Genomic DNA, 15,273 nt, shown 5'->3' with positions numbered 1-15,273 from the left:
CGTACCGACGACCACACCAGCCCTGGAGCAGCCCGTGCGCCCCCGCCCCCAGACGTCCGTGCGCCGCCGCGCACGACTGTCGAACGTGTTCGCCAGCCTCGCAGCGACGGTCGCCGCCGCCGCGGTCGTCGCCGCCGGCGCCGTGCCCGCCCAGGCTGCGGACCCGGATCCGGCTCCCGCCGTCACGACGGCGCGCGTGGACGCGGCCCACGACCTCGTCACGGGTGCGAGCACGAACTTCGCCAACTCGGGCAAGCCCGACGAGGCGATCGACAAGCTGTTCGACCGCACGAGCTCCACCAAGTGGTACGCGCGTGACAGCGGGCAGCCGAGCACGGCCAACCCCGTGTACGCCATCTACACGCTCTCGGCGGCCACCAAGGTCACGGGCTACACGATCACGTCGGCCAACGACTCGCAGGAGCGCGACCCCGCGGCGTGGACGGTGCTCGGCACCAACGACCCCGCAGCGGCGTCGAGCTACTCCAGCTCGGCCTGGGTCGCGCTCGACACGCGCAGCGGCGAGCAGTTCGCCGGCCGGTTCCAGCGCAACACCTACGCGGTGAAGACCGCGGGCTCCTACCGCTACTACCAGCTGCGGATCACGGGCAACCGCGCGAACAGCAGCACCGCCGACAACAACAAGAAGCTGCAGGTCGCCGACTGGACGCTGCTCGGCACCGCGGACGCGACGCAGCTCGTCGGACCGAGCGCGACGTGGACGTACTGGGAGAACGCGAACCCCGCGGACGCGGGCAGCGACCCCGCCGCGGGCTCGTCGGACCGCACGTCGTGGACGCTTCCCGGCGCGGCGCTCGCCGCGGGCTGGAAGCAGGCGACCGGCAGCTTCGGCGCGAAGTCCGGCACGACCGGCCCGCTCGACGGCGGCTACGTGGCGACGACCCTCCTCAAGCACTACCTGAGCGGCAGCGCGGTACCGGTCGTGCCGTCGTACTTCTTCCGCACCGACGTCACGCTGAGCGCGGCCGACGTCGCGAGCACGCGCGGCCTGCTCGGCGGGATCGTGTTCGACGACACGGCGACCGTGTACGTCAACGGCACGCGGGTCACGGGGTGGCTCGACTCCTCGGTGACGAGCAACATCGCGCAGCTCTCGTTCAACGGTGCGACCGACCCCGCGCGCCAGCTGTTCTTCGTGCCGGGCGACCTGCTCCGCGCGGGGACCAACACGATCGCCGTCGAGATCCACAACTGCAACTCGACCAGCAGCGACGTCTACTTCGACATGCCGTTCCTGACGGCCACGTCCGACTACCTGTCGCTCCCGTTCACCTCGAGCGAGCTCTCCGCGAGCTACGCCTCGAACTCGGTGGGCACCGCACCCGGTGGCGGCGACTACTTCACGTACCTGCTGAACGGCTTCGCCGACCTGCGCGACAACCACCCCGAGATCCTCGCGGCGAACGAGCCCCTGACCGCCGGCACCACCCCGACCGCGGCCAACGACAAGGGCGTCGTCGCGGTGAACAACGCCGCGGCGAACGACTCGGCGAAGCTCGCGCAGGCGCTCACCGACGCGGACGGCTCGCCGTACAAGACCATGGCCGACGGCCTGGGCACGGTGCTCGGCCCGCTGTACACGAAGGCGCTCGACGCGGGAGACCTGCCCAAGACGACGGCGATCCTGGGCAGCATGGCCGAGGTCGGCCGCGACCACGAGCCCGCCAAGGCGGCGTACAACTACAAGCGCCCGTACAACCGGCTCGGCTACACGACGGGCGGCAGCTGCAACGGCAGCACGTTCACGGGCACCGGTCGCATCGTGAAGTCGTCGAACGGCTCGTACGACGGGCTGTGCACCAACGGCTCGTTCCCGAGCGGCCACACCAACCACGGGTACGTCCAAGGCACGACGCTCGCGACGCTGCTGCCCGAGCTCGCGCCGCAGATCCTGCTGCGTACCTCGGAGTACTCGAACAACCGGCTCGTGCTCGGCTTCCACTACCCGCTCGACGTCATGGGCGGCCGCATCGCGGGCCAGAACACCGCGCAGCAGCGCTGGTCGGACCCCGCGTTCCGCGACCTGCTCGAGCAGGCGCAGGCCGAGCTCGAGCAGGTGCTGAGCGAGGCGTGCGTCGCGGCCGGCCACGCGGCCGACGTCGAGGACTGCGCGAAGGACGACGCGACCCTCCCGTCCGACGCGCAGGCGGTGAGCACCTACACCCAGCGCCTCACGTACGGCTTCCCGACGACGTACGCGACGGGTCAGGACGAGATCGTGCCGGACGGCGCGGCCGACCTGCTCCGCTCGACGTTCCCCGGGCTGAGCGCGGCGCAGCGCACGGCCGTGCTCGCCGCGACCGCGATCGGCTCCGGCTACGCGCTCGACAAGACCCACGAGGGCCTCGCGAGCTGGCAGCGCATCGACCTCGCCGCGGCGATGGCGGCGAAGGTCACGTTCGCGACCGACGGCGGCATGCTCGTCAACGGCGTGCGCGTGGACGGCGCGAGCACGACGAACGACGCGTACGGCTCGGTCGACCCGTGGATCGGCACGCTCTACGACACCACGCAGAACAAGGGCAACAGCGCGTACGGCAACACGTGGCCCGGTGCCGCTCTGCCGTTCGGCATGACCCAGTTCACGCCGACCACCTACAAGAGCTCGAACGGCGACGCGAAGGGTGGCTACGAGTACTCGGCCGACCAGCTGCGCGGCTTCGGCATGACGCGCCTGTCAGGCACCGGCTGCGAGAGCAACAACTCGGCGTTCGACCTGCCGCTGCTGCCGTACACGGGGACCGTGAACGCGAACGGCTCGCTCGCGACCTCGCCCGGATCGAACATCAAGTCGTACTACCTCGGCTTCCAGCACGCGAACGAGTCGGGTGCGCCCGGGTACTACTCGGTGGGCCTCGACAACGGCGTGAACGCCCAGCTCACCGCGACGCTGCGCACGACGGTCGGCTCGTTCGCCTACCCGTCTTCGGGCACGTCGTCCTCCACGCTGCTGCTCAACGCGAGCGGGTCGAACAACGACAGCGGCGAGACGAGCGTGCACGTCGACGCGGCGAACCGCACGGTGTCCGGATACACGACCTCGAAGACGGTCTGCTCGGGCGGCACCTACCGGATCTACTTCTCGACGACGTTCGACGCGGCGTTCTCGTCGTACGGCACGTGGAGCGGTGCGACCGTCGCCGCGAACGGCACCGACGTGACCTCGTCGGCCGGCAAGGACCAGGTCGGCGTGTACCTCGGCTTCGCTCCGGGCACGACGGTCACGGTCCGCACGGGTGTCTCGTACGTGAGCGTCGCGAACGCCGAGCTCAACCGGCAGACCGAGGCGGACGGCAAGACGTTCGCCCAGGTGCATGACGCCGCGAAGGCCGCGTGGCAGGAGGCGCTCGGCACCGTCGCGACCACGGGCGGCACGGCCGACGAGCGGACGACGTTCTACACCGCGCTGTACCACTCGCTGCTGCACCCGAACGTCTACGACGACGTCAACGGCCAGTACCGCGGCTACGGCGACGGCTCGACGCTGACGGGTGCGGTCAAGACCCTGCGCGCCGGACAGACGCACGAGTACGTCACGTACTCCGGATGGGACTCGTTCCGCGGCCAGATGCAGCTCATCGCGCTGCTCTTCCCGCAGGTCGGCTCCGACATGGCGCAGTCGATCACCGACCTCGCCACGCAGACGGGCAGCTGGTACAACTGGCCGCACCTCGGCAGCGGTCAGAACAAGATGAACGGTGACGCGCTGCAGTCGATCGTGGCGTCGCTCGACGCGTTCGGCAGCACGGGCTACGACCGCCAGGCGGCGCTGACCTCGATGGTCACGACGCAGTCGGCGCCGTTCACGGGCTCCAAGCGCACCAGCCTGCTGTCCGACGTGGCCGTCGGCTGGATCGAGGACCGCACGAGCAACGGCACGTCGACGACGCTCGACTACGCGATGGCCGACTTCGGCATCTCGCAGCTCGCGGCCCGCCTCGGCGACACCGCGTCGGCGACGGCGTTCCAGCAGCGTGCCAACGCGTGGCGCAACCTCGTGAACCCGGCGACGGGCACGATCAGCCCGCGCGACCGCAAGGGCTTCTGGAACTTCGACCTGACGGTGCGCGACTCGAGCGCGAACAAGCCCGACTCGGGCGCGAACAACCAGCAGTTCGACCAGTCGACCGGCTGGCAGTACCAGTGGTCGGTGCCGTTCGACGTGGGCGGCCTCGTCACCGCGCTCGGCGGGCACGACGCCGTCGAGTCGGAGCTCGACAACTTCCTGTCGGTCCTCGACCAGGGCGTGTACGGCACGGACAAGGCGTACATGAGCAACCAGCCGAGCATGCACGCACCGTGGGTCTACTCGTGGCTCGGCGAGCCCGCGAAGACCACCGCGACGCTGGACCGGGCGCGCGCGCAGCTGTTCACCACGGGTCCGGGCGGTCTGCCCGGCAACGACGACCTGGGCTCGCTGTCGTCCTGGCTCGTGTGGTCGAGCATCGGCCTGTACCCGGAGATCTTCGGGCGCTCGGAGCTGCTCGTGTCCACGCCGGCGTTCGACTCGGTGACGATCGACTCGCTGGGCTCCGACCGCAAGATCACCGTCACGGCGCCCGACGCCGGCACCAAGCGGAACATCGCGACGATGAAGGTGAACGGCACGGCGTCGACCAAGAGCTGGCTCCCGGAGTCGTTCGCACGCGATGGCGGCACGCTCGAGCTCGGGCTGTCCTCCGCCGCGACCGCGTGGGGCACCGGCAAGGACGACCTGCCGCCGTCGTTCGGTGCGGGCGCCGACGGCTACAACGCCACGGGCACGAGCGTCGACGGCGCCAAGAACGCCGCGTCGCTCGAGTTCTCCGGCAACTCGCTGTCGCGCACGTCGCTCGCTGCGCAGGGTGCGACGCCGGGCGGCCAGCTGACCTCCGGCGGCGTGACCTTCACGTGGCCGTCGTCGGCGGCCGGCACGCCCGACCACTGGATCCCGCGCGGCCAGCACGTCGACATGCACGGGGTGAGGGCGAGCAAGATCTCGTTCCTCGGCCTCGCGACGAACGGGCCGTCCACGGGTTCGGCGACCGTCGTCTACCACGACGGCACCACGGCGGCGGTCCCGGTCGAGTTCACCGACTGGACGCCCTCGGGCACCACGTACTCGTTCGGCAACACGGCGCTGCTGACCGTCGTCGGACGCAACACGTCGTCGGGCGGGAAGGACTCGACCACGGCGCGCGTGTTCGCGACCGCGGTGACGGGCCTGGACCGCACGAAGACGATCGACGAGGTCGTCCTGCCGACCGTCGTCTCGAGCGGTGTCATGCACATCTTCTCGATCGGCACCGACGCGCTCGTCGCGCCGGAGGTCACGATCGTCCCCGGATCGGTCGACGCGGGCTCGTCGGCCACGGTGACGGGCGCCGGGTTCACGGCCGACGAGCAGGTCACGCTGACCCTCACGCGGGGCAGCGAGACGGCCGCGACCGTCGTGGCGACGGCGTCCGGCACGGGAGCGCTGAGCACGACGATCGACGTGCCGGCGGGCACGACCGCGGGCACCTGGACGCTCACCGCGGTGGGCGCGCAGTCCGCGATCCCGGTGAGCACGCAGCTCACGGTCACCACCCCGCCGGTCGTGTGGCACACGTCGGTCGCCGCGCCGGCGACCGTGCAGGCGGGCGACGACCTGCCCGTGACCGGCTCCGGGTTCGCGCCCGGTGAGCAGGTCACGGTGCGGATCGGGTCGTCGTCGGTCTCGGCGACCGCGACCCAGGACGGCGACCTGACGGCGACCGTCACGGCCCCGACCGGTGCGGGCACGTACACGCTCAGCGCCACGGGCGCGGTGTCGGCCACGCCCGCGATCACCTCGGTGGTGGTCACCAAGGCGCCGGTCGTGTGGACGCCGTCGGTCTCCGCGCCCTCCAGCGTCGAGACGGGCGACCTGGTCGCCGTGACGGGCTCCGGGTTCGCCCCCGGCGAGCGTGTCGAGCTCTCGCTCGGCTCGTCGTCCCGCACCGTGACGTCGACGTCGGGCGGCACGCTGTCCGCGTCGCTCGTCGCCCCCGCGACCGCGGGCTCGTACGAGCTGCGCGCGGTGGGTGCGGTCTCGACGGTGCCTGCGACCGTCACGGTCGAGGTCACGGCGCGGCCCGTCACGTGGACGCCCGCGATCACCGTGTCGCACTCGGTCGAGGCAGGCGAGACGACGACCGTCTCGGGCACGGGCTTCGTGCCCGGCGAGGCCGTGAGCGTCACGTTCGGCGGGTCGACGACGTCCGCGACGGCCACGTCGGCGGGAGACCTGTCGGTCGACGTCACCGCGCCGGCGTCCGCCGGGACCTACGTCGTGACGGCGCTCGGCTCGGTGTCGGCCACGGCGGCGACCGCCGAGGTGGTCGTCACGGCCCGGCCCGTGCAGAGCCCGACGATCCACACGCCGTCGTCCGCCAAGGCCGGGACGACCCTGGCGCTCACGGGCGCCGGGTTCACCCCGGGCGAGCAGGTCACGATCGTGCTCGGCTCGACGGTGACGGGGACGACGGCGTCGGCGAGCGGCGAGATCTCGGTGCGGCTGCCCGTGCCGGCGGCCAACGGCACGTACGTCGTCACCGCGACCGGGCAGGTGTCCCGGGTGCAGGCCACCGCGACCGTGACGGTCACGGGCGCGCCGGTGGTCTACGACCCGCGCATCTCGGTGCCGTCGAGCGCCGTGTACGGGTCGACCGTGAAGGTGACGGGCGCCGGGTTCGCCAAGGGTGAGGCCGTGACCGTCGCGCTCGGCTCGGTGCGGGTCACCGTGACCGCGTCGTCGACCGGTGCCCTCACGGCGTCGCTGCCGGTCCGCGTGGCCGCTGGGACGCAGACGGTCCAGGTGCGTGGCGCCGTCTCGGCGACGACGCGTACCGCGAAGGTCGTCGTCGCGAAGGCCGCGACCGGCAGCAAGGTCAAGGTCTCCGCGTCGACGTCGCCGTACGGCAAGAAGGTCACGCTCACCGCGACGGTCTCCGCCTCGGGGGCCACCGCGTCGACGGCCGGGACCCCGTCGGGCTCGGTGCAGTTCTACGACGGCTCGACCAGGCTCGGCGGTGCGGTCAAGCTCTCGGGCGGCAAGGCGACCCGCAGCACGAGCTCGCTCAAGGTCGGCACGCACAAGCTGCGCGTGGTGTACCTGGGCGCGTCGACGCACGGCACGTCCACCTCGGCCTGGTCGAAGGTGACGGTCGCGAAGGCCACGGCGAAGGTGACCGTGTCGGGCTCGACGTTCGCGAAGGGCTCGCGCCCGGTGGTGACCGTCAAGCTCGGCAAGCTCGACAACGGCAAGCGCGCCGGCGGCAAGATCGCGATCAGCGTCAACGGCACGAAGGTGACGACCGTGAAGATCGCGTCGTCGGCCACCTCGGTCAAGGTGCGGCTGCCGAAGGCGTACTCGTCGAGCATCAAGGTGTCGGCGAAGTTCACGCCGACGAGCACGTCGACGACGGCGTCGAGCATGTCGTCGACGGTGAGGCTGCGGGTCCGCTGACCCGCCTGCACCGGTCGGGTCGCCTGATTCCCGACCCGACCGGTGCGCCCCCTGGCGCCGCCCGCCCGACCCCCTGCCAGGGCGGGCGGCGCCGCCTCTCGCTGCGCCTCGCAGGGCTGCGAGGCACGATGAGGCCATGCGCACCGACCCGTGGTGGAAGTCAGCCGTCGTCTACCAGGTGTACCCGCGCAGCTTCCAGGACTCGGACGGCGACGGCATCGGCGACCTGCAGGGCATCCGCTCACGGCTGGACCACCTCGAGCGGCTCGGCGTCGACGTCGTGTGGCTCTCGCCCGTGTACCGCTCGCCGCAGGCCGACAACGGGTACGACATCAGCGACTACCGCGACGTCGACCCCGTGTTCGGGACGCTCGACGACCTCGACGAGCTCACTGCTGACCTGCACGCGCGCGGCATGAAGCTCGTGATGGACCTCGTGGTGAACCACACGTCCGACGAGCACCCGTGGTTCGTCGAGTCGCGCTCGTCGCCGACGTCCGCGAAGCGCGACTGGTACTGGTGGCGGCCGGCCCGCGAGGGCTACGCGCCGGGGGAGCCCGGCGCGGAGCCGACGAACTGGGAGTCGTTCTTCTCGGGACCGACGTGGACGCTGGACGAGGCGAGCGGCGAGTACTACCTGCACCTGTTCCACACCAAGCAGCCCGACCTGAACTGGGAGAACCCGCAGGTCAGGCAGGCCGTCTACGACATGATGCGCTGGTGGCTGGACCGCGGCGTCGACGGCTTCCGGATGGACGTCATCAACGTGGTCTCCAAGGACCCGGCGCTGCCCGACGGCGCGCCGACGCACTCGGGCCTCGGGGACGGCTTCCCGCACTACGCCAACGGCCCGCGCATCCACGAGTTCCTCGCCGAGATGCATCGTGAGGTCTTCGCGGGCCGCACGGGCGAGTACCTCACGGTGGGGGAGATGCCGGGCGTCACCTGGGCGGACGCGGTGCTGTTCACCGACCCCGCGCGCGCCGAGGTGGACATGGTGTTCCAGTTCGAGCACGTCGGGCTCGACCACGGCGCGGGCGGCAAGTTCGACCCGGTGCCGCTCGACCTGCGCACGCTCAAGGCGTCGCTCGGCAGGTGGCAGACCGAGCTCGGGGAGCGCGGCTGGAACAGCCTGTACTGGGACAACCACGACCAGCCCCGCGTGGTGTCGCGGTTCGGTGACGACGAGCGCTTCTGGCGTGAGTCCGCGACGGCGCTCGCGACGGTGCTGCACCTGCACCGCGGCACGCCGTACGTCTTCCAGGGGGAGGAGCTCGGCATGACGAACGCCCCGTTCGCCGGGGTCGAGGACCTGCGTGACGTCGAGGCGCTCAACCACTACGCGCACGCGCTCGCGCAGGGCCGCGAGCCCGACGAGGTGATGCACGGCATCCGTGCGATGGGTCGCGACAACGCACGCACCCCGGTGCAGTGGGACGGCTCCGCGCAGGCGGGGTTCACGACGGGCGAGCCCTGGCTCGCGGTCAACCCGAACCACTCGTGGCTCAACGCCGCGGCGCAGCGCGACGACCCGGGCTCGGTGCTGCACCACTACCGCCGGCTGATCGAGCTCCGGCACACGCTGCCCGTGGTCGCCGACGGCGACTTTCGGATGCTGCTCGCCGAGCACCCGCACGTGTACGCGTACGAGCGCACGCTCGACGGCACGCGGCTGCTCGTCGCGGCGAACCTCTCGGGCGAGACGCAAGCCGTCGAGGTCGACGCCGCGTGGGCGGCGGGCGAGGTGGTGTCGACCAACGGCGTGGACGCGGCGTTCGACGACCGCCTCGTGCTCGCGCCGTGGGCGGCGGTCGCGGTGCTGCTGGCCTGAGCAGTCGGCTCAGCCCTCGTCGAGCACCGGGGCCACGCGCACGTCGACGCCCTCGGCGCGCAGCTCGTCGCGCAGGTCGGGGTCCGCGCGGTCGTCGGTGACCAGCACCGAGATCTCGTCGGCCGGCACGGTCTGGAACATCGTGTCGGTCCCCAGCTTCGTGTGGTCCGCGAGGACGACGACCTCCTGCGCCGCGGCCGCGATCGCGCGGTCCATGCTCGCCGCCGCCATGTTGGGCGTCGAGAGCCCGCGCTCCGCGGTGAGCCCGTTGCCCGAGAGGAACGCCTTGCTCACGCGCAGCCCCGCGAGCGACTGCTCGGCGGCGCTCCCGACGAGCGCGAACGTGGAGCCCCGCAGCGCGCCACCGGTCATCACGACCTCGACGTGGGCGGCGCGCGCCAGGGTCGCGCCGACCAGCATCGAGTTCGTCACGACCGTGAGGTCGCGACGCCCGAGCAGCCTGCGTGCGAGCTCCTCGGTGGTCGTGCCGGCGCCCAGGACGACGGCGTCGCCGTCGGACACCAGCGACGCTGCGAGGTCGGCGATCGCGCGCTTCTCGAGCGACGCGGTGTGGCTCTTCTGCGAGTACGTCGGCTCGTGGGACAGCGCCCCGAGCACCGCGGCGCCGCCCCGACGGCGGTCGAGCAGCCCCTGCTCCTCGAGCAGCCGCAGGTCGCGGCGGACCGTGACCTCGGACGTGCCGACCTGCGCCGCGATGTCGCGCAGCGCGATCGTCCCGTTGGTGCGCACGAGCTCGAGGATCGCGTGGCGACGTTCAGCGGCGAACATGGATCGCAGAGTAGTGCACGAAAGTGATCGGTAGGCAACGTCCGAGTCCGCCGAACGTGATCGGGCGCGAGCGTGCCGCAGTGTTGGACCAGGTCAGCCGCGCAGTTCCGGACCGTTCGTACGTGAGCGAATACGATCGTCGACCGGGGTCGCGAGGGTCGTTCGGGCGCGAGCGACGGGTCAGATGCCGGGCAAACCGGTCTGGACCGGGCGTCGGGACGTGCGATCGTGGGGCTTCAGGTCACGAATGGATGACGAAACCTGATCGAAGATTGACGAAGTTGTTCGATCCGAGTTCACTACCGATTGCAATGCTCCGTCCCGCACCGACGCGGCGGGAGCAGCGGCCGGGAGGCGCGGGAGCCGTCCGGCACAGATGACCTTGGCAAAGGAGCTGATCAGTCAGATGAGAATCACCAGCACGCCGGTGCGGGTCGCGACGGCCGTCGCGGCCGTGGCCCTGCTCGCGTCCGCCTGCTCCAGCAGCAACGACGACAACGCCTCGGACGGCAACTCGAACGCCCCCGTGGCCACCTCGACCGGCTCCGGCTCGGGCGGGGACTGCACGGCCGAGAAGCTCGGCTACCCCAAGATCGACATCAAGGGCGCGAAGGTCGGCTTCTCGCAGTCGGAGCCGGAGACCGCCGCGTTCCGCATCGCCGAGACCCAGTCCATGGAGGACGAGGCCAAGGCGCAGGGCGCGACGCTGATCCACACCAACGCGAACAGCCAGATCGCCAAGCAGGTCACCGACATCCAGGGCATGCTCAACCAGGGCGTGCAGCTGCTGATCGTCGCCCCGCTGAACTCGGACGGCCTCCAGCCGGCGTTCGACGCGGCGAAGGCCAAGAAGGTCCCCGTCGTCACGGTCGACCGCCTGGTCAACGCGAAGGTCTGCGACGACTACCTGACGTTCATCGGCTCGGACTTCGTCTCCCAGGGCAAGCGCGCCGCGGACGCGATGATCAAGCAGACCGGTGGCACGGGCAAGGTCGCGATCCTGCTCGGCTCGTCGGGCAACAACGTCACGACCGACCGCACGAGCGGCTTCGTCGACCAGCTCAAGACGGCGCCCGGCCTGGAGATCGTCGCGCAGCAGACGGCGAACTTTGCGCGGACCGACGGCCAGACGGTCACGGCCTCGCTCCTGCAGGCGCACCCGGAGATCACGGCGATCTACGCCGAGAACGACGAGATGGGCATCGGTGCCGTGTCCGCCATCAAGGCGGCCGGCAAGAAGCCGGGCACCGACATCAAGATCTTCTCGATCGACGGCACCAAGGACGCGGTCCAGCTGCTCGCCGACGGCCAGTACAACGGCGTGATCGAGTCGAACCCGCGTTTCGGCCCGCTCGCCTTCCAGGCGCTCAAGGACTTCGCGGACGGCACCGGTGTCGCCCCGAAGATCGTGATCCAGGACAACGAGTACACGCCTGAGAACGCGAAGGACAACCTGGACAAGGCGTTCTGATCGGCCCTCGGGTCCCCGCGTCGCGGCCCGCGGCGCGGGGACCCGTCAGGTCACCCCAGCACGTTCGACAGACTGCGAGACGACGACGATGCCGCCCACCGCACCGGTGCTCGAGGCCCGGTCCATCAGCAAGTCCTTCCCCGGCGTCAGGGCCCTGGACGGCGTCAGCCTGACCGTCCTGCCCGGCCGCGCGCACGCCCTCATCGGCGAGAACGGCGCGGGGAAGTCGACCCTCATCAAGATCCTCACCGGCGTCTACCAGCTCGACGAGGGCACGCTGCTGCACCGCGGCGAGCAGGTCGCCTTCACGGAGCCGCGTGCCGCGCAGAGCGCCGGGATCAGCACGATCTACCAGGAGCTCGACCTCGTGCCGCTGCAGAGCGCGGCGCGTAACCTCTACCTGGGCCGCGAGCCGCGCACGCGCATCGGCCTGGTCGACTTCAAGAAGATGCGCCGCGACGCGAGGGCCCTGCTCGCCGACTACGGCATCGACGCGGACGTGGACGCACCGCTCGCGTCCCTCGGCCTCGGCACGCAGCAGATGATCTCGGTCGCACGGGCCGTGGCGCTCGACGCGAACGTCGTCATCATGGACGAGCCGACCTCGTCGCTCGAGGCCCGTGAGGTCGAGACGCTGTTCGCGATCATCGAGCGGCTCAAGGCCGCGGGGGTCGCGATCGTCTACGTGAGCCACCGCCTCGACGAGCTCTACCGCGTGTGCGAGGACGTCACCGTGCTGCGCGACGGGAAGATGGTGCACACGGGCCTCATGGCCGACCTTCCACGCCTGCAGCTCGTCGCGACCATGCTCGGGCGCGAGCTGCTCGAGCAGACCCGGCGCGAGCGCGCCGAGGGCGAAGGCCCCGACCCTGACGCCGAGCCCGTGCTCGACGTGCGCGGCATCAGCCGTCGCAACCTGCTGCACGACGTGAGCTTCCAGGTCCGCCCGGGCGAGGTCGTCGGGCTCGGCGGCCTGCTCGGCGCGGGTCGCTCCGAGACCGGCATGGCCGTGCTCGGCGCGCAGGAGATCGACTCGGGCGAGGTCGTCGTCGCCGGCCGCCCGGTGCGGCGCAACTCGCCCGCCGCGGCCATCGAGGCCGGCGTCGCGATGCTCCCCGAGGACCGCAAGCTGGCCGGGATCCTGCCGAGCATGTCGATCCGGGACAACATCGCGCTCGCGGCCCTGCCGCGCCTGTCCCGGCTCGGCTTGGTGTCCGACAAGCGGATCGACGAGATCGTCGCCCAGTTCATGAAGCAGCTCAGCATCCGAGCCACCGGTCCGGCCCAGAAGGTCGGGACGCTCTCGGGCGGCAACCAGCAGAAGGTCATGCTCGCGCGCTGGCTGTGCCTCAACCCCAAGGTCCTCATCCTCGACGAGCCGACGCGAGGCATCGACGTCGGCGCGAAGGCGGAGGTGCGCGCCACGATCGACGAGCTGGCCGCGCAGGGGCTCGCCGTGGTCCTCGTCTCCTCGGAGGCCGAGGAGCTCGTCGACGAGTCCGACCGCATCGTCGTCCTGAAGGAGGGACGGGTCATCGACGAGCTGACCGACGACCACGTGACCGAGCGTCATCTCATGCAGGCGATCGCGGGCGAGACCGACGAGGCCGAGCAGACGCCCGCTGCCGACGAGCAGACGCCCACCCCCGACGAGCAGACGCCCGCCCCCGACGAGCAGCACGAGGGTGGTGCCGACGATGAGTGAGGCCGTCGCGACGAGCGCCCCCACGTGGGACCGCGCTCGCGTCCTGCGCTGGACCCGGGACAACGGCGTCTACGCCGCCCTGGTCCTGCTGCTCCTGTACAACCTGTTCTTCACACCCCGCTTCATGACGTGGAGCAACCTCGAGGTCCAGCTGACCCTGTCGACGCGCGTCATCGTCGTCGCGCTCGGCATGGCGATGGTCATCGGCACCGGTGGCATCGACCTGTCGGTCGGCGCCGTGATGGCGCTCGCCGGCGGCCTGCTCGTGCAGTTCTCCGGCGTGAACGGGTACGTCGCCATAGCGCTGGTGCTCGTCGGCGGCGCTCTCGTCGGTGCGCTCAACGGCGTTCTCGTGGGATACATCGGGGTCCAACCGATCGTCGCGACGTTGGCGTTCCTGTTCGCCGGGCGGTCGATCGCGCAGCTGCTCCTCGCGGGCAAGAACCCGAGCGTGAGCGACCCGGTGGTTCTGGGCGTCGCCGGGAACAAGCCGCTCGGCATCGACGGCTTGATCTGGGCCGCGCTCGCGGCGATCGCGATCGTCGCGTTCCTCATGCGGCGCAGCACCTACGGTCGTCGGCTGCTCGCGATCGGCGACAACTCCCGGGCGTCGTTCCTCTCGGGCGTCCCCGTCGCGCCGACCCTCGTGCTCGTCTACGTCGCCTCCGGCGTCCTGGCGGCGTGGGCGGGCGTCATGGACACCTCGTCGATCACCTCGGCCAACGCGCTGTCCAGCGGGCTGAACTACGAGCTGTTCGCCATCACCGCGGTGGTCGTCGGGGGCACGCCGCTCACCGGCGGGCGCGTGCGGGTGCTGGCGACCGTCGCCGGCGCGATCCTCATGCAGCTGCTGCGCAGCACCCTGATCTTCCACTCGGCCACCGACGCGATCTCCCAGATGATCACCGCCGTCGTCATCGTGGTCGCGGTCTACATCCAGCGAGTGAGGAAGCGCGCATGACCACGCCACTCGACCAGCAGCCGGCACCCGAGGTGGTCGTCGGCGCACCGGGCACGAGCGCGGCAGGGCCGGCGGCTCGCGCGGCCGCTCTGCTGCAGCGGGGCGGGGTCGCGGCGCTCGCGGCACTGCTCGTCCTCGTGATCCTGGGGTCGGCCCTCTGGCCGTCCTTCCACACGATGGACAACCTGCGCTACACGCTGCTCGGGAACTCCTACATCGGCATCGTCGCGATCGGCATGACGCTCGTGATCTTCACGGGCGGGATCGACCTGTCGGTCGGCTCGGTGTTCGCACTCGGCGGCGTCGTCGGCGTGTACATGAACAACCAGTACGGCCCCGCGGTCGGGATCGTCGCGACGATCCTCGCGTGCGGACTGGTCGGGCTCGTCAACGGCCTGCTCGTCGGCGTCGCGGAGCTCCCGCCGTTCATCGTCACGCTCGCGACCCTGTTCGGGGTCCGGGGGCTCGTGTACCAGCTCACCGACGCGGGCGCGACGACCTACTCGCTGGCCCCCGACTCGTTCATGGCGCACCTCGGCACGGGCACGTGGATGACGATCGGCATCCCCGTGTTCATCGCGATCGCCCTGTACGGCGCGTTCCACGTCCTGCTCGAGCGCACGCCGTACGGCCTCACGGTCCAGTCGATCGGCGGCGGCGAGTCGGCGGCCGTGCTCATGGGCCTGCCGGTGCGTCGCACGACGATCAGCCTGTACGTGGTCTCGGCCGCGCTCGCGGGCTTCGCCGGGATGCTGCAGGCGGCCCAGCTGGTCTCGGCCAGCCCGATCATCGCGTCGGGCTACGAGCTGCAGGCCATCGCGGCGGTCGTCATCGGCGGGACGCTGCTCACGGGCGGCTCCGGTTCGGTGGTCGGCACCGCGGCTGGCGTGCTCCTGCTCGGTGTCATCAACGACTACATCGTGCAGCTCCAGCTCGACTCCACCTGGAACAACGTCGTCTCCGGCGGGTTCCTGGTCGTGGTCGTCGTGCTGCAGCGCGTGCTGAACTACCGGCGCCGGTAGGCGGG

General features: G+C 71.0%; 7 protein-coding genes. 6 read left to right on the top strand and 1 reads right to left on the bottom strand.

The window, feature by feature from the left end:
* The first annotated feature begins 34 nt into the window (after positions 1 to 34).
* Together AW16_RS17490 and AW16_RS0103455 are read left to right on the top strand one after the other, a co-directional pair.
* The gene (locus AW16_RS17490) at positions 35 to 7,489 is read left to right on the top strand and encodes a GH92 family glycosyl hydrolase (RefSeq protein ID WP_051681632.1); all 7,455 of its coding nucleotides are present in this window, start codon (positions 35 to 37) and stop codon (positions 7,487 to 7,489) included.
* A gap of 136 nt (positions 7,490 to 7,625) precedes the next feature.
* Positions 7,626 to 9,320, top strand: a complete 1,695-nt coding sequence (locus tag AW16_RS0103455) for an alpha-glucosidase (RefSeq protein WP_029288241.1) — start codon at positions 7,626 to 7,628, stop codon at positions 9,318 to 9,320.
* Positions 9,321 to 9,329: 9 nt separating this feature from the next.
* On the opposite strand, the gene AW16_RS0103450 is transcribed toward AW16_RS0103455, so the two are convergent.
* Positions 9,330 to 10,109, bottom strand: a complete 780-nt coding sequence (locus AW16_RS0103450; RefSeq protein WP_034648076.1) for a DeoR/GlpR family DNA-binding transcription regulator — start codon at positions 10,107 to 10,109, stop codon at positions 9,330 to 9,332.
* A gap of 406 nt (positions 10,110 to 10,515) precedes the next feature.
* On the opposite strand from AW16_RS0103450, the gene AW16_RS0103445 reads away from it, so the two are divergent.
* The 4 genes from AW16_RS0103445 to AW16_RS0103430 all read left to right on the top strand — a co-directional run bounded on the left by AW16_RS0103445 (position 10,516) and on the right by AW16_RS0103430 (position 15,268).
* A complete protein-coding gene (locus AW16_RS0103445; protein ID WP_029288238.1) occupies positions 10,516 to 11,580 on the top strand; it encodes an ABC transporter substrate-binding protein in 1,065 nt (354 codons plus the stop codon).
* 88 nt (positions 11,581 to 11,668) lie between these two features.
* Positions 11,669 to 13,285 (top strand): sugar ABC transporter ATP-binding protein, encoded by a 1,617-nt coding sequence (locus AW16_RS0103440; protein ID WP_081861436.1) that lies wholly within the window; start codon positions 11,669 to 11,671, stop codon positions 13,283 to 13,285.
* Positions 13,278 to 14,246, top strand: a complete 969-nt coding sequence (locus AW16_RS0103435) for an ABC transporter permease (RefSeq protein WP_029288234.1) — start codon at positions 13,278 to 13,280, stop codon at positions 14,244 to 14,246. Before AW16_RS0103440 ends, AW16_RS0103435 begins: the two co-directional genes overlap by 8 nt.
* Entirely contained in the window at positions 14,243 to 15,268 is a 1,026-nt protein-coding gene (locus AW16_RS0103430) for an ABC transporter permease (protein ID WP_034648074.1), read from the top strand. The genes AW16_RS0103435 and AW16_RS0103430 overlap by 4 nt, the downstream gene beginning before the upstream one ends.
* Positions 15,269 to 15,273: the final 5 nt, after the last annotated feature.

It is taken from the genome of Cellulomonas sp. HZM (assembly GCF_000708885.1).
Classification (GTDB): Bacteria; Actinomycetota; Actinomycetes; order Actinomycetales; family Cellulomonadaceae; genus Cellulomonas.
This window is presented reverse-complemented; position numbering and strand designations above follow the sequence as displayed.